This window comes from Thiohalospira halophila DSM 15071 (genome assembly GCF_900112605.1).
GTDB classification, from domain to species: Bacteria; Pseudomonadota; Gammaproteobacteria; order Thiohalospirales; family Thiohalospiraceae; genus Thiohalospira; species Thiohalospira halophila.
In genome coordinates this window covers 134814-156091 of the sequence record NZ_FOMJ01000006.1, presented here as the reverse complement: position 1 = coordinate 156091, position 21278 = coordinate 134814, and the positions used below count along the sequence as shown (strand labels likewise).

Here is a 21278-nt window from a genome sequence, read left to right as displayed (position 1 = left end):
CCGAAGACCCTGCGCGCGATGCGCGACGCCGTGGCCGCCGGCGACTGCTCCGGCGAGGAGCTGGTCACCGAGGCGCTGGAGCGGATCGACGCGGATACGCACAACGCCTTCATTACCGTGGATGCCGAGGGCGCCCGCGCCGCGGCCCGGGCCGCCGATGCCGAGCGCGCCGCCGGTCGGGCCGGGCCGCTGGCCGGGCTGCCCATGGCCCACAAGGACATCTTCTGCACCGACGGGCTCAAGACCTCCTGCGGCTCGCGCATGCTCGATTCCTTCGTCGCCCCCTACGACGCCACCGTGGTGGAACGGATGGCGGGCGCCGGGCTGGTGAACCTGGGCAAGACCAACATGGACGAGTTCGCCATGGGGTCGTCCAACGAGACCAGCTACTACGGCCCCGTGCGCAACCCCTGGGACCCGCAGGCGGTGCCGGGTGGCTCCTCCGGCGGCTCGGCGGCGGCGGTGGCCGCCGGCCTGGTCCCCGGCACCACCGGGACCGATACCGGCGGTTCCATTCGCCAGCCGGCGGCGCTGTGCGGCGTGACCGGGCTCAAGCCCACCTACGGCCGCGTCTCCCGCTGGGGGATGATCGCCTTCGCCTCCAGCCTCGATCAGGCGGGCCCCATGGCGCGCACCGCCGAGGACTGTGCGCTGCTGCTCGGCGCCATGGCCGGCTTCGACGAGCGCGACTCCACCAGCCTCCAGGAGCCGGTGCCGGACTATACCGAGGGGCTGGGGCGCAGTCTCGAGGGGCTGCGCATCGGCCTGCCGAAGGAGTACTTCGGCAGTGGTCTGGATGCGGGCACCGCGCGCGCCCTGGAGGCCGCCATCGAGGAGTTCCGCGGCCTGGGCGCCGAGATCCGCGAGGTTTCCCTGCCCCATGCTGAGCTGGCCGTGCCGACCTACTACGTCATCGCCCCGGCGGAGTGCTCCTCCAACCTCTCGCGCTTCGACGGCGTGCGCTACGGCCACCGCTGCCAGGATCCCGAGGACCTGGAGGACCTCTACAAGCGCTCCCGCGGGGAGGGCTTCGGCGACGAGGTCAAGCGCCGCGTGATGGTGGGGACCTACGCCCTCTCCGCCGGCTACTTCGACGCCTACTACCTCAAGGCGCAGCGCATGCGCCGGCTCATCAAGAACGACTTCATGGCCGCCTTCGAGGAGGTGGACCTGCTGCTCGGGCCCACCGCCCCCGGGCCGGCCTTCAATATCGGCGAGAAGACCGACCCCGTCTCCATGTACCTGTCGGACATCTACACCATCGCCGCCAACCTCGCCGGCCTGCCGGCGATGTCGGTGCCGGCGGGACTGGTGGACGGCCGCCCGGTGGGGCTGCAGCTCATCGGCAACTACTTCGACGAGCCGGGCCTGCTCAACGCCGCCCACCGCTATCAGCAGGTCACCGACTGGCACCAGCGCGTGGCGCCCGGAGCCACGGCCAACGGCGAGGGGGCGTAATCATGGAGTGGGAGACCATCATCGGGCTGGAGATCCACACCCAGCTCGCCACGCAGACCAAGATCTTCTCCGGCGCCTCCACCGCCTACGGCGCCGAGCCCAACACCCAGGCCTGCGCCATCGACCTGGCCATGCCCGGGGTGCTGCCGGTGCTCAACCACGAGGCGGTGCGCATGGCGGTGAAGCTGGGCCTGGCCATCGGCGCCGAGATCGCGCCCACCTCGGTCTTTGCGCGGAAGAACTACTTCTACGCCGACCTGCCCAAGGGCTACCAGATCAGCCAGTACGAGCTGCCGGTGGTCCGCCATGGCGAGATGGCCATCGAGCCGGAGGGGGCCGACGAGGCCAAGACCATCGGCATCACCCGGGCCCACCTGGAGGAGGATGCCGGCAAGTCGCTCCACGAGGACTTCCACGGCATGAGCGGGATCGACCTCAACCGGGCCGGGACGCCGCTGCTGGAGATCGTCTCCGAGCCGGACATGCGCACGGCCAGGGAGGCCTCCGCCTACGCCCGCAAGCTCCACGCCCTGGTCCAGTACCTGGAGATCTGCGACGGCAACATGCAGGAGGGCTCCTTCCGCATGGACGCCAACGTCTCCGTGCGGCCGGTGGGCGAGCACCGCTTCGGGACCCGGACGGAGATCAAGAACGTCAACTCCTTCCGTTTCCTGGAGCGCGCCATCGACTTCGAGGTGGAGCGCCAGATCGACGTCCTCGAGGGCGGCGGCCGGGTGGTCCAGGAGACGCGCCTCTACGACGCGGCGAAGGACGAGACCCGCTCCATGCGCAGCAAGGAGGAGGCCACCGACTACCGGTACTTCCCCGATCCCGACCTGCTGCCGCTGGCCATCGACCAGGCCTTCGTGGACGAGGCCCGCTCCGCCCTGCCGGAGCTGCCGGACGCCAAGCGCGATCGCTTCATGGCCGACTACGGCCTCTCCCGCTACGACGCCGCGGTGCTCACCGATACCCGCGCCCTGGCCGACTACTACGAGGCCGTGGTCGCCGCCGTAGGCGATGACCCCAAGCTCTGCGCCAACTGGGTCACCGGCGAGCTGGCCGCAGCCATGAACCGGGACGACCTCGACATCACCGCGAGCCCGGTCTCCGCCGAGGGGCTGGCCGGCCTGCTCAACCGGATCCAGGACGAGACCATCTCCGGGAAGATCGCCAAGGAGGTCTTCGAGGCCATGTGGGCCGGTGAGGGCGATGCCGATACGGTCATCGAGGCGCGGGGGCTCAAGCAGATCACCGATACCTCCGCCATCGATGCCGTCATCGACGAGGTCATGGCCGCCAATCCGGAGCAGGTAGAGGCCTACCGCGGCGGCAAGGACAAGCTCATGGGCTTCTTCGTCGGCCAGGTGATGAAGGCCTCCGGCGGCAAGGCGAACCCCCAGCAGGTCAACGAGCGGCTCAAGGAGAAGCTCAATGGCTGAGCCGCATCGCGGCTCTGGCGGAAGGTAATGAGCAGCCAGGACACCCTCCAGCGCTTCCTCTTCGAGCACGCCGCGGTGCGCGGCCAGTACCTCCACCTGGACGGGACCTGGCAGGCGATCCTTGCCCGCCACGACTATCCCACCCCGGTGCGGCGCCTGCTGGGGGAGACCCTGGTGGCCGCGGGCCTGATGGGGTCCACTCTCAAGGGCTACGGCCGGTTGGTGGTGCAGGTCAGCGGCCACGGGCCGGTGAACCTGCTGGTGGCCGAGGCCACCGCCCAGCGGACCCTGCGCGGCATGGCGCAATCCAACGCCCGGGTTCCCGAGGGGGCGGACCTGGCAGCCGCCTTCGGCGACGGCCGCATGGCCATCACCCTGGAGCCGGAGGACGGCGGTGAGCGCTACCAGGGCATCGTCCCCCTGGAGGGGGCCGATCTGGCCGGCGCCTTCGAGGGCTATCTGGATCGGTCCGAGCAGCTCCCCACGCGGCTGTGGCTGGCGGTGGACGGCCGCCGGGCCAGCGGCCTCATGCTCCAGCGCATCCCCGGCCAGAGCGATGAGGACAGCGATACCTGGGAGCGCGCCTGCCACCTGGCCGATACCGTGACCGAGGCCGAACTGCTGGGGCTGGACGGGGACCGGCTGCGGCACCGCCTCTTCCACGAGGAGGACCTGCGGCTGTTCGAGGCCGAGCCGGTGCGCTTTGCTTGCTCCTGCAGCCGCGAGCGGGTGGCCGGCACCCTGCGCTCCCTGGGCGTGGACGAGGTCCGCTCCATCATCGCCGAGCAGGGTGCCGTGGACGTGAACTGCGAGTTCTGCAATCGCCACTTCCACTTCGACCCGGTGGACGCCGAGCAGCTCTTCGCCGCCGACGACCCCCTGGGTGGTTCACCGACCCGGCATTGAGTCCCCGTCCGGCGGTGGCAGCGCTACCTCGGTAAATCGCCCACCATCCCACCACCAGCCGCGAACCGGTGCTGCCGCCCGCGGGGCAACCAGCAGGTGCAGGGTCTCCCACGCCGCCTCGGCGGCGTCCGTGGCCGAGGGGATCGCCTCGCCTTCCGGGTGGGAGTGGTAGATGGCGGCCAGGGTCCACGCCCGCTCCCGCAGGGCGCGAAAGGCGGCGATCTGCTCCCCCGGCTCCATGAGGAAGGCCCGCTCCGGCGACTCGTGGGCGTTGGTCACCGGCCAGTGATGCCAGGCGCCGTCACCATCGCGGACCAGCAGGCCGCAGATCTCCTGCCCCGGCGAGCGCCGCGCCCGTTCCAGCAGCGTCGCCAGCAGCCGCCCGGGTGGCACCTCAGGCGTCGCCATGGCCCCCGCAGACCGGACAGGCCGGGTCGGCGCGCAGGGTCAGCGTACGGCAGTCCCCGGCTGCCAGGTCGAGCATGAGCAGCCGGCCGGTGAGCGGCGTCCCCACTCCCAGTAGCAGCTTCAGTGCCTCCGCGGCCTGCCAGCTCCCCACGATCCCCACCGCCGGTCCCAGGACCCCGGCCTCGCTGCAGCGCTCCGCCTCGGCCCCCTCCTCGCGGTAGAGGCAGCGGTAGCAGGGGCCGCCGGTGCGATGGTCGAAGACCGCCACCTGGCCCTCCAGGCGGATGGCCGCCCCGGAGACCAGGGGTCGGCCGGCGGCGGCGCAGGCGCGGTTGAGGGCAAAGCGGGTGGGGAAGTTGTCGGAGCAGTCCAGGACCAGGTCGACGCCGGCGACCTCGGCGGCCAGCCCGGCCTCGTCCAGCCGTCGAGTGACGGGGCGGGTGGTGACCTCCGGATTGAGTGCCGCGATCCGTCGGGCGGCGGACTCGGCCTTGGCCGCGCCCGCCTCGGCGGTGGTGTGGGCGATCTGGCGCTGGAGGTTGGAGATCTCGACGACATCGTCGTCCACCAGGACCAGCTCGCCGACCCCGGCCCCGGCCAGGTAGAGGGCGGCGGGGGAGCCCAGGCCGCCGAGGCCGAGGATGAGGATGCGGCTGTCGGCCAGGCGCTGCTGGCCGGCGATGTCGACGCCGTCGAGGAGGATCTGGCGGCCGTAGCGCAGGAGCTGTTCGTCGTTCATGGGGCAGGGCCGTCGGGGCTGGCGAAGGCCCCATGGTAGCGGCTCAGAGGTAGTTGCGCAGGTACTCCGGGCGCTCGTCCCGACGGCCGTGGCGGTGGCGCTGGTAGGTGACGATGAAGGCGTGCTCGGTGCAGTTGTGCTGGCCCTTGTCGCAGCCGGCCAGATTGGCGCGCTGGGTCTCCTCGGTGTAGTGGTAGAGGGCGCGCTTGAGCCGGTAGAGGAGGCTGTTGTCCAGGTGCAGGCCGAACTCCTGGCAGAGCCCCTCCAGCTCCTCCAGGGTGATGTAGCGCACGTCGTAGTGCACCACCAGCAGCTGCGGTCCGTGGTGGATCGCCTCCAGCACCCCGTCGATGGCCGTTACCGACTCCAGCGCCGTACGTGCCTGATCGGGATCGGGGTGCGGGATCTGGAAGGCGATCTCCCGAACCTTGATGCGGTCTTCCATCGCGCTCCCTCGTTCCAGTCCCGGGAATGGCTCTCCCAGCATAGCCGCTGGGCTCTGCGGTTCAAGGGCGCCGCCCCTCCGTGAACCGCTCCTGGCCGGCCAGGTCGCGGTGGGTCGCCACCTCCGCCAGGCCCGCTTCCGTGAAGAGATCCGGGACCGCCGCCCCCTGGTCCCAGCCATGCTCCACCAGCAGCCACCCGCCGGGGACGAGGTGTGCCGGGCCCTCCGCCGCCAGTCGGCGCAGGCAGTCGAGCCCGTCCGGGCCGGCGGCCAGAGCGCCACGGGGCTCGAAGCCGACGTCGCCTGCCCCCAGATGGGGGTCGTCGGCGGCGATGTACGGCGGGTTGCTCACGATGAGCTCCCAGGGGCCGGTCAGCCCGGCGAAGAGGTCCCCGGCGTGCAGTTCCACCCGCTCCAGGCCCAGTTCGGCGGCGTTGGCGGCGGCCACGGCGAGGGCCGCCGAACTGTTGTCGGTGGCGGTCACGGTCCAGTTCGGCCGGGCGGCGGCCAGGGCCAGGGCGATGGCGCCGCTGCCGGTACCGATATCCAGGACTCGAGCGCGGTCGGCGCCCGCTGCCCCACCCAGCTCCAGGGCGCGCTCCACCAGTTCCTCGGTCTCCGGGCGGGGGATGAGGGTGGCCGGGGTCACCGCCAGGTCGATGGCGTGGAAGCCCGTTCGGCCCAGCAGGTAGGCCACTGGCTCGCCGGCGGCGCGGCGGGCCACCTGTTCCCGGAAGTGGGTCGCCAGCGGAGCCTCCACGGTCACCTCCGGCCAGGTGCGCAGCCAGGTCCGGTTGCGCCCGAGGGTCTCGGCCAGGAGGAGTTCGGCGTCCAGGCGCGGGGAGTCACTGGTGGCGGTGAGTCCGGCTACGGCCTCCGCCAGGAGACCGTCGATGGTCATGCCTCGGCGCCGGCCAGCTCTGCGAGCTGGTCGGCCTGGTGCTCGCTGGTCAGGGCGTCGATGAGCGGATCCAGGTCGCCAGCGAGGACCGCCTCGAGCTTGTGCAGGGTCAGGTTGATGCGGTGGTCGGTGACCCGGCCCTGGGGGAAGTTGTAGGTCCGGATCCGCTCGGAGCGGTCGCCGGTGCCGACCAGGGCGCGCCGGGTCTCGGCGCGCTCCTGGGTCTGGGCATCCTCCTGCTGCTGCTGGAGCTTGGCCTGGAGAAAGGACATGGCCCGGGCGCGGTTCTTGTGCTGCGACCGCTCCTCCTGGCACTCCACCACGATACCGGTGGGCAGGTGGGTGAGCCGGATGGCGGAGTCGGTCTTGTTGACGTGCTGGCCGCCGGCGCCGGAGGCGCGAAAGGTGTCCACCTTGAGGTCGTTGGTGTCGATGGTCACGTCGGCGAGTTCATCGGCCTCCGGCATTACCGCCACGGTGCAGGTGGAGGTGTGGATCCGGCCCTGGGACTCGGTCTCCGGCACGCGCTGGACGCGGTGGGCGCCGGACTCGAACTTCAGCCGGGAGAAGGCGCCGCGGCCGTCGATGCGGGCCACCACGGCCCGGTAGCCGCCGTGCTCACCTTCCGATTCCGAGAGGACCTCGGTGCGCCAGCCGCGATTCTCCGCGTAGCGGCTGTACATGCGCAGGAGGTCGCCGGCGAAGAGGGCCGCCTCGTCCCCGCCGGCCCCGGCGCGGATCTCCAGGTAGAGGCTCTTCTCGTCGTTGGGATCCGTGGGCAGGAGCAGCCGCTGCAGCTCCCACTCCAGCTCCTCGGCCCGGGTCTGCGCCGTCTCCAGCTCGGCCTCGGCCATCTCCCGCATCTCGGCATCGTCCTCGGCGGCCATGGTGCGGGCGGCCTCGATGTCGTCGAGGACCCCCAGGTAGTCCTGGTAGGTGCTCACCACCGGCGAGAGCTGGCCGTGCTCCTGGGAGAGCCGGCGGAACTGGTCGGGATCGGTATGGGTCTCGGGATCGGCGAGGAGGCCGTCCACCTCCTCCAGCCGATCCACCAGGCGGTCGAGGCGGTCGCGGATGCTGGCCTTCACTGTGCGTCGTCTTCCGGGATGTCGAAGAGGTGGCGGGCGGCCCGGACGATCTCTTCATCGCCGCGCTGGGCCGCCTGGTTCATCGCCACCGTGGGGGTATGGATGAACTTGTTGGTCAGGCGCCGGCCGAATTCGGCCAGGACCGCCTCGGGATCGCGACCGGCGGCGATCTGGCGCCGGGCGCGGTCGAATTCCTCGGCCTGGAGCTGGTGGGTGTGCTCGCGGAAGGTCCGGATGGTCCCCACGGCATCCTGGGCGCGCAGCCAGGCCATGTAGTGGTCGGCGCGGGCGTCGATGATCTCCTCGGCCTGCATGGCCGCGGCCTGACGGGAGCGCAGCCCCTCCTTGATGATGGCCTGGAGGTCGTCCACCGCGTAGAGGTAGATGTCGTCCAGTTCGCCGGCGGCCGGGTCGATATCCCGCGGCACGGCGATGTCCACCATGAGTACCGGCCGGTGACGGCGCTTCTTGACGATGCGCTTGGCCATGGCCTTGGTGATCAGCGGCTCCTCGCTGGCGGTGGCGGAGACCACCAGGTCGGCCTCGGCCAGGTGGGCCTCCACCTCGTCCAGGCCGATGGCGAAGCCGTTCACCGGGTGGGCCACGTCCCGCGCCCGCTCCACGGTCCGGTTGGCGACGATGACCCGGCCGATGCCCGCCTCGTGGAGGTGGCGAGCGACCAGGTCGTTGGTCTCGCCGGCCCCCAGGAGCAGGGCGGTGTGGTGGCCCAGGTCGTCGAAGAACTGGCGCGCCAGGCTCACCGCGGCGTAGGCGACGGAGACGGCGCTCGCCCCGATGGCGGTGTCGGTGCGGACCTGCTTGGCGGCGGCGAAGGTCTGCTGGAAGAGGCGGTTGAGCTGCCCGCCCACCGAGCCGGCGGCGGTGGCGGCCTCGTAGGCGCCCTTGAGCTGGCCGAGGATCTGGGGCTCGCCCAGGACCAGGGAGTCGAGGCCGCTGGCCACGCGCATGACCTGGCGCACCGCATCGCGGTCCGGATGGACGTAGACGTAGGGGGCGACGTTGGCCGGTTCCAGGTCGTGGTAGCGGGAGAACCAGCTCACCAGCTCCTCGGTGGCCGGAGGGCGGTCGCCGCCGCAGTAGATCTCGGTACGGTTGCAGGTGGAGAGGATGGCGGCCTCCTCGACACCCACCGAGGCGCGCAGATCGGCCAGCGCCTCGTCCAGCCTCTCCGGCGGGAAGGCGACCTGCTCCCGGATGGCCACCGGGGCCGTTCTGTGATTGAGACCGAATGCGATCAGCGACATGGAACCCGACCCTCTCTTATATGGTCATTCTGGGGCAAGGGTCAGCCGAACTCAACTTCCCGGGCCGCCCGTCTTCTGCGGCTCCCCCGCGTCATGGAGGTGTCCCGGGCGATCATGATTCACTATAGTGTGAAGATCATCCGCCGCTGTTCAGGGACGCCGTCCGCCTCATGCCGCTAGCCGTTCCCGCCCGCCTCCTGCTGTTGCTCTTCCCCCTGCTGGCCACCGGCTGCGCGGGCCTCGTGTCTCCGGAATCCGGGGACGAGGCGGTGCAGCAGCCGCCACCGGCGGCCCAGGAGCCGGCGGTCGAAGAGGACGAGGTCGAAGAGGTTCCCGATTCCGAACTAAGCGCCGAGGTCCTCTATGCCCTCCTGGTAGCCGAGATCGCCGGCCAGCTCCACCAGCTGGACGTCGCCGCCGAATACTATCTACGGGCCGCCCAGGCCACCCGGGACCCGGCCGTGGTAGCGCGGGCCACCATGATCGCCTTCTTCGCCGGCGACGAGGCGATGGTCCGGGAGGCCGTCCCGCTCTGGGTCGAGGTGGCCCCCGGGAACGCCCGCGCCCGGCAGACCCTGGCCGCCCTATTCATTCGGGACGGCGAGCAGGAGCAGGCGGTGGAACAGCTGGAGATCCTGCTGGACCTGGAGGGCGCGGAACTGGATTTCGAGGCCCTTCGTGGCCTGCTGGACAGCCGCGAGCATCGCGAGCAGGCGCTGGCGGTCATGGGCGAGCTGGTTCGCCGCCATCCGGAGAACCTCGATATCGGCTTCGCGCGGGCTCGCCTGGCCAATTCGCTGGGCGCCCATGACGAAGCCCTGGAGGCCGTGGAGGGCGTCCTGGAGGAGCGCCCGGACTGGACCCGGGCGCTCCTCCTGCGGGCCACCATCCAGCGCTCCCGCGCCGGCGAGGCGACCGCCGCCCTGCCGGACCTCAAGGAGGCCGTGGCGGCGCAACCTGACAACCGTGGCCTGCGGCTGACCTACGCCCGCTATCTGGTGGACAGCGGGCGAGTGGCCGAGGCCCGCCGGCAGTTCTCCCACCTGGCGAAGGAGGACCCGGAGGATCCCGAGGTCCGCTTCGCCCTGGGCCTGCTGGGACTGGAGCAGGGCGACTGGGCCGCTGCCGAGAAGCATTTCCGGCAACTGGTGGAGGGGCCTGCGGCCGGCGAACGGGGGCAGGAGGCCGCCTACTACCTGGGGCTCTCCCTGGAGGAGCAGGACGAACAGGCGGAGGCGCTGGCCGCCTACCGCCAGGTGGCCGGCGGGCAGCACGCCGTGGATGCACGCATCCGGGCCGCCTGGCTCATGGCGGAGGAAGGGGACCTGGTGGCGGCGCGCCACTATCTCCAGGCGGCCGAGCCCCGGGAGCGCGGTGAGTCGGTGCGGCTGGGGCTTGCCGAGGGGCGCCTGCTGGTCCGCCACGGTCACCCCGAGGCCGCTCTCGAGGTCTACAACACCGCCCTGGCCAACTTCCCCGACCAGGCCGAACTCCTCTACGGCCGGGCCATGGCCGCCGCCGAGCTGGGGCGCGTGGAGCGCGTGGAGCAGGACCTGCGCCAGCTCCTGCGGCAGGCCCCCGACCACGCCCACGCCCTCAATGCCCTGGGCTACACCCTGACCGACCAGACCGACCGCCACGCCGAGGCGCGGGAATACATCCAGCGCGCCCTGGAGCTGGAGCCCGAGGACCCCAACATCCTCGACAGCATGGGGTGGGTGGAATACCACCTGGGGAACCTCGCCGAGGCCGAGAAGTGGCTCCGGCGGGCCTGGGAGGCGGCCCCGGGCCCGGAGATCGCCGCCCACTACGGCGAGGTCCTCTGGGAGAGCGGCCGCGAGCAGGAGGCGCGCCGGATCTGGGAAGCGGGTCTGGCCGAGGACCCCGATGCGGAGATCCTCCGCGAGACCATGCACCGGTATCTGGAGTAGGCCGGTGCCGAACCCCCTTCGCCCGATGCTGGCCGCGCCCGCGCTGGCCCTCCTGCTGCTGGCCGGCTGTGCCACGGCCCCGAGCCCGGAACCCGTGGAGGACCGGGAGGCGGCCTGGGAGCGGCATCGCGACAGCCTGAGCAAGGTCCAGCGCTGGGAGCTGGGCGGCCGCGTGGCCATCCGGGCCGGGGAGGAGGGCAGCCGCGCCTCCCTGGACTGGAGCCAGCGCGGAGAGCGCTGGCGGGTGGCCCTCTACGGCCCCTTCGGGACCGGGGAGGTCGTCCTCCGGGGCGGGCCCGACGGGGCGGTACTGGAGGGTTCCCAGGGGACCTATTTCGACCGTGACGCCCGCGCCCTGCTCTACCGCCGGACCGGCCTGATCCTCCCCGTGGCCGCCCTGGAGTACTGGGTCCGCGGTCTGCCCGCTCCTGGCGATGTTCGCGCGCGGGAGCTGGATGATCGGGGCCGGCTTTCCACGCTCACCCAGCGCGGCTGGGAGGTCCGGTACACCGCCTACGGTGACCACGGCGGCCGGGCCCTGCCGGAGGCGCTCACCGCGACCCGTGGTGACGGCTCCGTCCGTCTGCGCCTGGCCATCCACGACTGGCACTTCCCGGAGGCGAGTGGTGACGCCGACTGACTGGCCCGCCCCGGCGAAGCTCAACCTCTTCCTCCACGTGGTCGGCCGCCGGCCGGATGGCTACCATCGCCTGCAGACCGTCTTCCAGTTCCTGGACTACGGCGACACCGTCCGCGTGACCCCGCGCACGGACGGCGCCATCCGGATCCACCACCGCCTGGAGGGGCTGGATCCGGAGCAGGACCTGGTGGCCCGGGCCGCGCATCGGCTCCAGACGGCGACCGGTGCCACCCAGGGGGCCGACCTCACGGTGACCAAGCGCCTCCCCGCCGGGGGTGGCCTGGGTGGTGGCAGCTCCGACGCCGCCACCACCCTGGTGGCGCTGAACCGGCTCTGGGAGACCGGGTTGGACGAGGAGGCCCTGGCGCGCCTGGGGCTGGAGCTGGGGGCCGATGTGCCGGTCTTCGTCCGCGGCCAGGCCGCCTGGGCCGAGGAGGTGGGCGAGGCCCTGACCCCGGTGGAGCTCCCCGAGCCGTGGTTCCTGGTGGTGGTGCCGCCGGTGGCGGTGAGCACCGCGGCCATCTTCGCCGATCCGGAATTGAACCGGGCCATGCCCCCCATTACAATGGATGACTATCTCGCGGGCCGCGGTGGCAACGCCCTGGAGGCGGTGGTCGCCGCGCGAGAGCCGGAGGTGGCCGCGGCGCTGGAGTGGCTGGGCGCCTTCGCTCCGGCGCGGATGACCGGCTCCGGGGCGTGCCTGTTTGCCGCCTTCGACCAGCAGCCCGCGGCCGAGGCGGTGGCCGCCCGGCTGCCGACGCGCTGGTCCGGCTTCGTGGCCCGCGGCTGCAACCGCTCGCCGCTTCTGGACGGCGAGTGGATCGACTACTGGGGCGTAGCCAAGCGGTAAGGCAGCGGCTTTTGGTGCCGCCATGCGCAGGTTCGAATCCTGCCGCCCCAGCCATTCATCCGGCCCCTTCGGGGGCCGTTTCCCGTTCCGGCTACAGCTTATTCGGGGACAGACCTTGGCGGACACGAACATGATGGTCTTTGCCGGCAACGCCAACCCGCAGTTGGCGAAGGCCATTGTCAGCTTCATGAAGATCCCCCTCGGTCGGGCCGTGGTGGGTAAGTTCAGCGACGGCGAGAGCATGACGGAGATCATGGAGAACGTCCGCGGTCGCGACGTCTTCGTGGTCCAGCCCACCTGCGAGCCCACCAACGACAATCTCATGGAACTGCTGGTAATGATCGACGCCCTGCGGCGGGCCTCCGCCGGGCGCGTCACCGCGGTCCTGCCCTACTTCGGCTACGCCCGCCAGGACCGTCGGCCGCGATCGTCCCGGGTGCCGATCTCCGCCAAGGTCGTGGCGAACATGATCGAATCAGTGGGCTGCGACCGGGTCCTGACCGTCGATCTCCACGCCGACCAGATCCAAGGTTTCTTCGATATCCCGGTGGACAACGTCTACGCCTCGCCCATCCTCCTGGGCGATATCTGGCGGCGGAAGTACGAGAACCTCATGGTGGTCTCGCCGGACGTGGGCGGCGTGGTCCGCGCCCGCGCCGTGGCCAAGCGGCTGGACGATGCCGAGCTGGCCATCATCGACAAGCGCCGGCCGCGGGCCAACGAATCCCAGGTAATGAACATCATCGGCGATGTCCGGGACCGCACCTGCATCCTGGTGGACGACCTGGTGGATACCGCCGGGACCCTGTGCAAGGCCGCCGGCGCCCTCAAGGACCAGGGCGCCGCGCGGGTACTGGCCTACTGTACCCACCCGGTGCTCTCCGGTCCCGCCATCGACAATATCGTCGAATCGCGGCTGGACGAGCTGGTGGTCACCGACACCATCCCGCTCTCCCGCGAGGGGCGCGAGAGCGGCAAGATCCGGGTGCTCTCCATCGCCGAGATGCTGGCCGAGACCATCCGCCGGATCAGCCACGAGGAGTCGGTCAGCTCCCTCTACATGGACTGACCGCAAGAATCCCTGCAGGGGCGCCGTCGGCGCCCCGGGTACGCCGAACCTGGTCGCGGGGGAGGCGGCGGCCGCCTTCGGGCGGTCGTTCCAGTTGAAATCACGGAGTCACTCGAAATGAGCAAGAACACCATCATCGTCAGCGCCGAGAAGCGGTCCGAGCAGGGCAAGGGTGCGAGCCGCCGCCTGCGTCGGAACGGCCAGGTGCCCGCCATCCTCTACGGGGCGGATGCCGATCCGGTGGCCATCGCGCTGAACCACAATGTCCTGGAGAAGCAGCTCCACAATCCGGCCTTCGCCTCCAGCATCCTCAACATCGAGCTGGACGGCGAGAAGATCCCGGCCATCATCAAGGATCTGCAGCGCCATCCGGCCAAGCCCAAGATCGTCCACGCCGACTTTCAGCGCGTCAGCGCCAAGGAGCCCATCCGCGTGAGCGTGCCGCTGGACTTCGAGGGCGAGGAGGAGGCCCCCGGCATCAAGCGCCAGAGCGGCGTGGCCACCCACGCCCTCAACGAGGTGGAGGTCAGCTGCCTCCCCGGCGACCTGCCCGAGTCCATCCGCGTGGACATGAGCAAGCTCAAGGTGGGTGACTCCGTCCACCTCTCCGAGCTGAAGCTCCCCAAGGGGGTGGAGATCATCGCCCTGACCCAGGGGGCCGACCACGATGCCCAGGTCGCCGCCATCGAGGCCACCCGCGCCACTGCCACCTCGGCCGGAGTCGAGGAGGAAGAGGCCGAGGCTGCCGAGGAGGGTGGCGAGAGCGACCAGGAAGGCGAGGAAGAGTAGTCCGGCGGCGCCGTGGCCCTGGCTCTCATCGCCGGTCTGGGAAACCCGGGTGACCGGTATGCCGGCACTCGGCACAACGCCGGTTACTGGTTCGCCGATGCCGTGGTCGCCGCCCTTGGCGGCGCCTTCAAGCGCGAGGCGAAGCACAGCGCCGACGTCGCCCGGATCTCGGTGGCCGGCCAGGACCTCCGGGTCGCGAAGCCTACGACCTACATGAACCACTCCGGGCAGGCGGTGGGAGCGCTGGCGCGCTTCTACCGCCTGGCGCCGGAGTCGGTCCTGGTGGCCCACGATGAGCTGGATCTGCCCGCCGGTGCCGTCCGCTTGAAGACCGGCGGCGGCCACGGCGGGCACAACGGTCTGCGCGACATCATCGGGGCCCTGGGGAGCCGGGACTTCCACCGCCTGCGGCTGGGCGTCGGCCACCCGGGAACCGGCGGGGACGTGGTGCGCTACGTCCTCGATCGCCCCGGCAAGGCCGAGCGCCGGGCCATCGACGAGGCGGTGGAGGCCGCCGTCGGCGAACTCGAGGCCATGGTGACCGGCGATTTTGCCAACACCATGAATCGCCTCCACACCACCTGACACCACCACCGGAGTCCTTCAATGGGGTTTACCTGTGGCATTGTGGGCCTGCCCAACGTGGGCAAGTCCACCCTCTTTAACGCCCTCACCAGTGCCGGGATCCAGGCGGAGAACTATCCCTTCTGCACCATCGAGCCCAACGTCGGCGTGGTGCCGGTACCGGATACGCGACTGGACAAGCTGGCGGAGCTGGTGCAGCCGGAGAAGGTGATCCCCACCACCCTGGAGTTCACCGACATCGCCGGCCTGGTGGCCGGGGCCTCCCAGGGCGAGGGGCTCGGGAACCAGTTCCTCGCCAACATCCGGGAGACCGATGCCATCGGCCATGTGGTCCGGTGCTTCGAGGATAGCGACGTGGTCCACGTGGGCGGCAAGGTGGACCCGGTGGGGGATATCGAGGTCATCAACACCGAGCTGGCCCTGGCGGATCTCGATACCGTCACCCGCAACCGCGAACGGACCGCCAAGGCGGCCAAGAGCGGGGACAAGGAGGCGCAGGCCCGGCTGGCGGTGCTGGAACGCGTGCAGGCCGCCCTGGACGAGGGCCAGCCCGTGCGGGCCCTGGGGCTTACCGAGGAGGAGCGCGAGCACCTCCGGGATCTCCACCTGCTGACCATCAAGCCGACCCTCTACATCGCCAACGTCGACGAGGGCGGTTTCGAGGACAACCCCCACCTGGAATCGGTGCGGGCCCACGCCGCATCCGAGGGGGCCGGGGTGGTGCCGGTCTGTGCGGCCATCGAGTCGGAGATCGCCGAGCTGGACAGCGAGGAGCGCGCCGAATTCCTGGCCGAGATCGGCCAGGAAGAGCCGGGACTCAACCGCGTGATCCGGGCCGGTTACGACCTGCTGGGGCTGCAGACCTACTTCACCGCCGGGCCCAAGGAGGCCCGGGCGTGGACGACCCGCCAGGGCGCCACCGCCCCGGAGGCCGCCGCGGCCATCCACACCGACTTCCAGCGCGGCTTCATCCGGGCCGAGGTCATCAGCTACGACGACTTCGTCGAGCATGGTGGCGAGAAAGGAGCCAAGGAGGCCGGCCGGCTGCGCTCCGAGGGCAAGGAGTACGTGGTCGTCGACGGCGACGTCATCCACTTCCTCTTCAACGTCTGAACCTTGACACAACAGGGCCCGGCGAAGAAAATGCCGGGCTTCAGAAGAACTTCCCCCCCTGGCTACGTAGCTCAGCTGGTTAGAGCACATCACTCATAATGATGGGGTCCCCTGTTCGAATCAGGGCGTAGCCACCAGTAAATCAAAGGGTTGCCTCGGCAACCCTTTTCTCGTTCCGGGCCTGTGCCCATCTTGTGCCCACTTTGTGCCCTTCCTGTAACGCGCCACGTCTTGCGAGGCGCCGCGCTTCGTAAACTGCAACGGCTCGAAGGGGCGTTCAAGCCCCTTTGCCTCCTGAATGAAGTCCTCCCCAAAAGCGACGCCCTCATGTGGTGGGGCGGGCGGAAAAGGGCGAGTCGCGATCTCCTGTCTGCGCCAGGAACGGTGGACGCTGGGCACTGTTGCCTTCGTAACAGCCCTGTAACCCGATCCGGCTAGAGTCGGGTCCGTATTGGAACCGGGTCCGGTGATGCTGACGCTCTATACCTTCCTGGAGGGGATGGGTCACCAACTGCGCTGGTGGTTGCGGGCCCTGGTGAGCTGGCGGGACCCACGGGCCCCCATGACCCTGCGGCGTCTGCTGGTCCTGCTGGCGGGTGGGCCGCTCTTCCTGCTACTCCAGTTCGTTCACATCCTCTGCCTGCTCCTGGACGAGGTCCTCTTCCCGGCCTACCGGCGCACGGCGGTGGAGCGGCCGCTGTTCATTACCGGGATCCCGCGCAGCGGGACGACCTTCGTCCACCGCACCCTGGCGGGGGAGGGCGAGACCTTCACCACCGTCACTACCTGGGAGGCGCTGCTCGCCCCCTCCATCCTGCAGCGGCGGCTGGTCGGCCTCCTGGCGCGCGCGGATGGCGCTCTGGGAGGGCTGGGTGCGCGGGCACTGGCGGCGCTTACCCGCCGGCTCACGGGGGGCATGGAGGCCATCCACGCCGTGGGCCTCACTGCGGCGGAGGAGGACTACCTCCTGCTGCTCCCGGCTGGCGGCTGTTTCCTGCCGGTCCTGGCCCTGCCCGGGGAGAGCGGCCCGGCGGAGCTGGGGCGGCTGGATACCGCCCTGGGGGCCGGGCGGCGCGGCCGTTTGCTACGGCTCTACCGCCGCCTGCTGCAGCGCCACCTCTACGCCGATGGCGGCGCTCGTCGGCTGCTCTCCAAGAATGCGGCCTTCGGCGGCTGGGTCACGGGGCTGCGGGAGACCTTCCCGGATGCCCGCTTCCTCCTCTGCCTCCGCGAGCCCGGCACCGCCCTGAGTTCCCAGATCAGCTCGGTGGCGGCCGCGGAGCGCCTCTTCGGGACGGCCACCCGGGGCGAGGCCTTCCAGCGCCTCTTCCTGGAGGGCTATCAAGAGACCCTGGGCCATCTGGGCCGGACGGTCGCCGACTGGCCCACGGGGACGGTGGCCGTCATCGACATGGCGGACCTGCGTACCGCCCCGGGGGCCACGCTGCGCGCCGCGCTGGAGCGGCTGGGCGAGGCCCCGGGGCCGGCGCTGGCGGCGCGCCTGGCCGCGCTCCCCGCGGGCGGGACCAGTGGTCATCGCCACGCCGTCTCGGCCCTGGCGCTGCAACCGGCAGAGATGGACGCCCGTCTGGAGCCGCCCTATCGCCATCTGCTGCAACAACCCCATCGCGTCGGGAGTCACCCTTGAATCAAGCTGCCGCCCTGGTCGAGCCGGAGGCCACCACCCGGCCGGAGGACCTCCGGATCGCCTTCTTCTCGGATGCCCTGCCGGAGCGCAACGGCACCGGCGCCTACTACCACGATCTCCTCGGCCATCTGGCGCCGCGCGTGGCGGAGGCCCGGGTGGTCCAGCCGGGCGGGGACGAGGACTGGCGGGGGGTCTCGCTCCCCCTGCCGGGGGATCCCACCCAGCGCCTGGCCATCCCGCGAGCGTGGCATCTGCGCCGGACCATGGCCGAGTTACAGCCCCACGTCGTGGTCAGCGTGACGCCGGGCCCCTACGGCCTGCTGGGTGCGTGGCTGGCACGGCGCCAGGGCTGCGGGCTGTTGAGCGCCTTCCACACCCACTTCGAGGGGCTGGCCGACCTCTACTGGGGCCCGGTGACGCGGCGCCTGGTGGTCGGCGCCCTGGGCGGGGCCAACCGCCACCTCTTCCGCCGCAGCGCCTCGGTCCTGGTGAACAACCGCGCCCTGGCCAGTGTGGTCCGGGACCTGGGCGCCCCGGCGGTGGAGGTCATGGGGACGCCGCTGGCCCGGGATTTCCTGGCCAGCCCGGTCTCGCCACCCCCGGCCCCGATGCGGATCTGCTTCGCCGGCCGGCTGGCCGCGGAGAAGAATATCGATGCCGTCCTCGAGGCGGCCCGGGAGCTGCCGTCGATCCCCTTCTTCATCGGGGGGGATGGCCCGCTGCGCTCCCGGGTGGAGGAGGCCGCCGCCCGCCTGGAAAACCTCGAATACCGGGGCTGGCTGGATCGCGACGGCCTGCGGGAACTGCTGGACGAATCTTCGCTGCTGGTCCTGCCCTCCCACCAGGAGACCTTCGGGTCCGTGGCCCTGGAGGCCATGGCGCGGGGCCGCCCCGCCCTGGTGGCGGCCAGCGCCGGCATCCAGGACTGGCCGGGGCTGGCGCCCGGGCTCTTCACCCTCCACCCGGGCGAGGCGCTGTCCACCGCCATTCAGCGGCTGCGGCGACGGCCCGCCGGGACCCTGGAGGCGGTGGCCGGCTGTGCCCGCCGGGCGGCCCAGCGCCTCAACGGCGATACCCTGGAGCAGTGGCTGACGGTCCTGCTACGGCACGCCCGACCATGAACGCGCCGGATCTGCTCGTCTCCATCCACGATGTGATGCCGGAGACGCTGCCCCGGATCCGCACCCTGATGGAACAACTGGCGGCGGCCGGCCACCACAGGCCCACGCTGCTGGTGGTACCCGGCCGGGACTGGGATCGCGAGGGGTTGGCGCAGCTGGCCGCCTGGGAGGCCGACGGCGTGGAGCTGGCCGCCCACGGCTGGTACCACCATGTGTGGCAGTTCGGCGGCCTCTGGCATCGACTGCACGGCGCGCTGCTCTCCCGCCGCGCCGCCGAACACCTGGCCCTGAGCCCGGAGGCCATCCTCGACCGGATGCGCGCCGCTGCCGACTGGTTCCCCGCCCACGGCCTGGCCATGCCGACCACCTACGTGCCGCCGGCCTGGGCCCTGGGGCGGGTGGAGGGGGGCGCCCTGGCGCGCCTGCCCTATCGGCGGGTGGAGGTTACCGGCGGCCTGCTGGAGGTGCGTCAGAACCGCCTCTGGCGCCTGCCGCTGGCCGGCTACGAGGCGGATACCCCGATCCGCCGCCTCTTTCTGGATGGCTGGAATCGAATCCAGGAGGGGCGGGCGTTACACAGCCAGCGGCCCCTGCGCGTGGCCATCCACCCCCGGGATGCCGAACTGGCGCTGGCGGGACACCTTCGGGTCCTCCTGGCGCGCGGGAAGGCGACCCCGCGCTACGCCGAATACCTGCCCGGGTAGGGCTCTCCCTCGCTCAGGTCCGGTAGGCGCCTGCCCGTTCCGCCAGGGTCCGGGAGAGCTCTCGCAGGGTCTCCACCCGCTGACTGTCCTGCTCGGCGGTGCTGGTGAGGGAGGCCCCCTGGCCGGAGATGGTCTCCACGGTCTCGGCGATGTGTTCGGCGGCGGTGCTCTGCTCTTCCGTGGCCGAGGCGATGGCGGAGGTCCGCTGGGAGATGTCCGAGACCGCATCGACCACGTTCTGGAAGGCCTCGTTCACCGATTGCATGTTGTCGGCGTTGGTGGCGGCAATGCCCCGGGCCTCCTCGATCTGTTCCACGGTGGTGTGGGTCTGTCCCTGGACCTCGTTGATGGTCTGCTCGATCTCCTCCGTGGACTGCTGGGAGCGCTGGGCGAGGTTGCGGACCTCGTCGGCCACCACGGCGAATCCACGCCCGGCCTCCCCGGCCCGGGCCGCCTCGATGGCGGCATTGAGCGCCAGGAGGTTGGTCTGTTCCGAGATCCCGCGGATGACCTCCACCATCTTGTTGATGTTCCCGGCCTTGTCCGCCAGCTGATTGACCGAGTCCCCGGCCCGGGACATGGCGTCGCCGAGCTTGCGGGAGTCCGCCACCGACTGTTCCACCGTGCCGGCCCCGGCATTGGCGTGGTCGTTGGCGGTGGAGGCGGCGTCGGCGGTGGCCTGGGCGCTGGCGGCCACCTCCTGAATGGACTGGGACATCTCGGTGGCGGAGGAGGCGGCCTGGCTGGCCTGGCTCTGCTGCCCCCGGGCGAGCTCGTCGGTGTGGCGAGCACTATCCGCCAGCCCGCCGGCCTCGTTGGCGATGTCCTCGGCAGACTCCCGGGTCTGCCGGGCGAGGCCGGCGAAGGCGGCCATGGTCTGGTTGAAGGCGCGGGCGGTGGGGTCGCTCTCCTCACCGGGCACGCTGAAGGTCAGGTCCCGGTCCTCCTCGATGGCGCGGACGGCCGCGTTGATCCCGGCCGAGGTGTACTGCTCGCCCGCGAGGAGGTGGGCGTAGTAGACGAGGATCGCCGTCTCGAAGACCACGAAGGCGGCGTGCAGCGCCGTGATCCCCCAGTTACAGCCGTAAGAGAAGATCATCACCGGCATGTCCCCGAGCTGGATACCCTCCAGCTGCAGGTAGGTGAGGACGACGTGGTGGACGGCGATGACGGCGGCCGCGGCGACCAGCGGCAGCCAGTCACGGTAGATGAGCAGCAGCGCCAGCGCCCCGAATATGTGGAAGTGCATCTCGATGCGGCCGAGCTGCGACTGGATCATCACCGCCGACAGCCCCATGAGGAGGATGGCCGCCACGATCCCGAAGGTCCGCGTGCCGGCCAGGGTGAACCAGGCCCCGGTGGCGATGGCGCCCAGGAGGAGGGAGCCGGCGGCGGCAAAGCCCCACGTCCCGTAACCCAGGGGCACGAGGCCCATGGTCAGCGGCAGGTGGGCGAGGATGAGCAGCCAGAGGATCCGGTCGTAGCGGCGCCGGGTGGCGGTGGTCTGCTCGGCGATGGCCGCATCGATGCGTTGCTGTTCGCTCACGAATTCTCTCCTCGGGGTGCGATGTGGGCCGGGTCCTCGAGCATCAGCGGGATGCTCGGGGTGGCGCCGCTGTACAGCGCCCGGATCCGCTGCCGGGCGTCGATGAGATAGATGAAGCCGGGATGGTCGATCTCGTACTCGCCCCGGCCATCGCGGCTGTAGGGGGCATTGAAGCGGTTGGCCACCGCCTGGATCGCCGCCATGTCGGGCGCGTGCAGGCTGGTGAAGCGTTCGCCGCGGTCGTCGAAGTAGGCCGCGACCTGCCCTGGCTCATCCCGGGCCGGGTCCATGGCGATGTAGACGAAGCGCAGATCGTCACGGCCGCTGCGTTCGGCGATCCCCTGGAGGGTGAAGGCCTGGCTGTGGCAGACATCCTCGCAGCCCAGGTAGCCGAACATCAGGTAGACGGGGTGGCCCTCCCAGCGCGCGAGGGAGGCCGGCGTGCCCGCGGAGTCCCGCAGGGAGACGTCGGGTACGGGGCGGTCCAGGGCGCGGCCGTGGAGGTCGGAGGCGGAGAAGGGATTGCCCAGGAAGGGCAGGGCGAAGACCGCGACCAGTGCGGCGGCCACCCAGAGCAGGCGCATCCCCATGTCCGTCCTCCCGGGAGGTGTTGGAAGCGCAGTCCCTTGC

At 70.9% G+C, this 21278-nt stretch carries 21 protein-coding genes and 2 tRNA genes; 15 read left to right on the top strand and 8 right to left on the bottom strand.

The window, feature by feature from the left end:
• Nucleotides 1–18: 18 nt before the first annotated feature.
• The 3 genes from gatA to hslO are packed head-to-tail and all read left to right on the top strand — an operon-like array spanning nucleotide 19 to nucleotide 3806.
• On the top strand, nucleotides 19–1458 hold the full coding sequence (gatA, locus tag BM272_RS09595; protein ID WP_399349512.1) for an Asp-tRNA(Asn)/Glu-tRNA(Gln) amidotransferase subunit GatA: 1440 nt from the start codon (nucleotides 19–21) through the stop codon (nucleotides 1456–1458).
• Nucleotides 1459–1460: 2 nt separating this feature from the next.
• Nucleotides 1461–2900: an Asp-tRNA(Asn)/Glu-tRNA(Gln) amidotransferase subunit GatB gene (gene gatB / locus BM272_RS09590; RefSeq protein WP_093428566.1), complete on the top strand. Its 1440-nt coding sequence runs from the start codon at nucleotides 1461–1463 to the stop codon at nucleotides 2898–2900.
• Nucleotides 2901–2927: 27 nt separating this feature from the next.
• Nucleotides 2928–3806, top strand: coding sequence for an Hsp33 family molecular chaperone HslO (gene hslO / locus BM272_RS09585; RefSeq protein WP_093428565.1), 879 nt, complete (start codon nucleotides 2928–2930; stop codon nucleotides 3804–3806).
• On the opposite strand, the gene BM272_RS09580 is transcribed toward hslO, so the two are convergent.
• The 6 genes from BM272_RS09580 to hemA all read right to left on the bottom strand — a co-directional run bounded on the left by BM272_RS09580 (nucleotide 3789) and on the right by hemA (nucleotide 8652).
• Nucleotides 3789–4214 (bottom strand): M67 family metallopeptidase, encoded by a 426-nt coding sequence (locus BM272_RS09580; RefSeq protein WP_093428564.1) that lies wholly within the window; start codon nucleotides 4212–4214, stop codon nucleotides 3789–3791. The two genes, hslO and BM272_RS09580, sit on opposite strands and share 18 nt — an antisense overlap.
• The gene (locus tag BM272_RS09575; protein WP_093428563.1) at nucleotides 4201–4953 is read right to left on the bottom strand and encodes a HesA/MoeB/ThiF family protein; all 753 of its coding nucleotides are present in this window, start codon (nucleotides 4951–4953) and stop codon (nucleotides 4201–4203) included. The genes BM272_RS09580 and BM272_RS09575 overlap by 14 nt, the downstream gene beginning before the upstream one ends.
• A 43-nt stretch (nucleotides 4954–4996) precedes the next feature.
• Nucleotides 4997–5398 (bottom strand): hypothetical protein, encoded by a 402-nt coding sequence (locus BM272_RS09570; protein WP_093428562.1) that lies wholly within the window; start codon nucleotides 5396–5398, stop codon nucleotides 4997–4999.
• Between the two features lie 61 nt (nucleotides 5399–5459).
• Nucleotides 5460–6299: a peptide chain release factor N(5)-glutamine methyltransferase gene (prmC, locus tag BM272_RS09565; protein ID WP_093428561.1), complete on the bottom strand. Its 840-nt coding sequence runs from the start codon at nucleotides 6297–6299 to the stop codon at nucleotides 5460–5462.
• On the bottom strand, nucleotides 6296–7387 hold the full coding sequence (prfA, locus tag BM272_RS09560) for a peptide chain release factor 1 (protein WP_093428560.1): 1092 nt from the start codon (nucleotides 7385–7387) through the stop codon (nucleotides 6296–6298). The genes prmC and prfA overlap by 4 nt, the downstream gene beginning before the upstream one ends.
• Nucleotides 7384–8652: a glutamyl-tRNA reductase gene (gene hemA / locus BM272_RS09555; protein ID WP_093428559.1), complete on the bottom strand. Its 1269-nt coding sequence runs from the start codon at nucleotides 8650–8652 to the stop codon at nucleotides 7384–7386. Before hemA ends, prfA begins: the two co-directional genes overlap by 4 nt.
• Before the next feature lie 170 nt (nucleotides 8653–8822).
• Between hemA and BM272_RS09550 the strand changes: the two genes are divergently transcribed.
• The 12 genes from BM272_RS09550 to BM272_RS09495 all read left to right on the top strand — a co-directional run bounded on the left by BM272_RS09550 (nucleotide 8823) and on the right by BM272_RS09495 (nucleotide 19102).
• On the top strand, nucleotides 8823–10583 hold the full coding sequence (locus tag BM272_RS09550) for a tetratricopeptide repeat protein (RefSeq protein ID WP_093428558.1): 1761 nt from the start codon (nucleotides 8823–8825) through the stop codon (nucleotides 10581–10583).
• Nucleotides 10584–10587: 4 nt separating this feature from the next.
• The gene (gene lolB, locus BM272_RS09545; RefSeq protein WP_159433061.1) at nucleotides 10588–11223 is read left to right on the top strand and encodes a lipoprotein insertase outer membrane protein LolB; all 636 of its coding nucleotides are present in this window, start codon (nucleotides 10588–10590) and stop codon (nucleotides 11221–11223) included.
• Nucleotides 11210–12073, top strand: coding sequence for a 4-(cytidine 5'-diphospho)-2-C-methyl-D-erythritol kinase (gene ispE, locus BM272_RS09540; RefSeq protein WP_093428556.1), 864 nt, complete (start codon nucleotides 11210–11212; stop codon nucleotides 12071–12073). Before lolB ends, ispE begins: the two co-directional genes overlap by 14 nt.
• Nucleotides 12053–12127 (top strand) — tRNA-Gln (locus BM272_RS09535). Before ispE ends, BM272_RS09535 begins: the two co-directional genes overlap by 21 nt.
• 76 nt (nucleotides 12128–12203) lie before the next feature.
• Nucleotides 12204–13142 carry a ribose-phosphate diphosphokinase gene (locus tag BM272_RS09530; RefSeq protein WP_205407791.1) on the top strand — a complete coding sequence of 313 codons (939 nt, stop codon included), beginning with the start codon at nucleotides 12204–12206 and terminating at the stop codon, nucleotides 13140–13142.
• A gap of 117 nt (nucleotides 13143–13259) precedes the next feature.
• Nucleotides 13260–13931 (top strand): 50S ribosomal protein L25/general stress protein Ctc, encoded by a 672-nt coding sequence (locus BM272_RS09525; RefSeq protein ID WP_093428554.1) that lies wholly within the window; start codon nucleotides 13260–13262, stop codon nucleotides 13929–13931.
• Nucleotides 13932–13943: 12 nt separating this feature from the next.
• Nucleotides 13944–14516 (top strand): aminoacyl-tRNA hydrolase, encoded by a 573-nt coding sequence (gene pth, locus BM272_RS09520; protein ID WP_093428553.1) that lies wholly within the window; start codon nucleotides 13944–13946, stop codon nucleotides 14514–14516.
• Between the two features lie 21 nt (nucleotides 14517–14537).
• Nucleotides 14538–15629, top strand: coding sequence for a redox-regulated ATPase YchF (gene ychF / locus BM272_RS09515; RefSeq protein WP_093428552.1), 1092 nt, complete (start codon nucleotides 14538–14540; stop codon nucleotides 15627–15629).
• 60 nt (nucleotides 15630–15689) lie between these two features.
• Nucleotides 15690–15766: transfer RNA gene (locus BM272_RS09510), tRNA-Met, on the top strand.
• Nucleotides 15767–16098: 332 nt separating this feature from the next.
• Nucleotides 16099–17277 carry a sulfotransferase gene (locus BM272_RS14195; protein ID WP_093428551.1) on the top strand — a complete coding sequence of 393 codons (1179 nt, stop codon included), beginning with the start codon at nucleotides 16099–16101 and terminating at the stop codon, nucleotides 17275–17277.
• Entirely contained in the window at nucleotides 17274–18398 is a 1125-nt protein-coding gene (locus tag BM272_RS09500; protein ID WP_093428550.1) for a glycosyltransferase, read from the top strand. The genes BM272_RS14195 and BM272_RS09500 overlap by 4 nt, the downstream gene beginning before the upstream one ends.
• Nucleotides 18395–19102, top strand: a complete 708-nt coding sequence (locus tag BM272_RS09495) for a polysaccharide deacetylase family protein (protein ID WP_093428549.1) — start codon at nucleotides 18395–18397, stop codon at nucleotides 19100–19102. The genes BM272_RS09500 and BM272_RS09495 overlap by 4 nt, the downstream gene beginning before the upstream one ends.
• Nucleotides 19103–19115: 13 nt before the next feature.
• Here the strand turns inward: BM272_RS09495 and BM272_RS14305 are convergent, their stop codons facing one another.
• Both BM272_RS14305 and BM272_RS09485 read right to left on the bottom strand, forming a co-directional pair.
• Nucleotides 19116–20648 carry a methyl-accepting chemotaxis protein gene (locus tag BM272_RS14305; protein ID WP_093428548.1) on the bottom strand — a complete coding sequence of 511 codons (1533 nt, stop codon included), beginning with the start codon at nucleotides 20646–20648 and terminating at the stop codon, nucleotides 19116–19118.
• Nucleotides 20645–21238, bottom strand: a complete 594-nt coding sequence (locus tag BM272_RS09485) for an SCO family protein (protein ID WP_159433060.1) — start codon at nucleotides 21236–21238, stop codon at nucleotides 20645–20647. Before BM272_RS09485 ends, BM272_RS14305 begins: the two co-directional genes overlap by 4 nt.
• Between the last annotated feature and the right edge of the window lie 40 nt (nucleotides 21239–21278).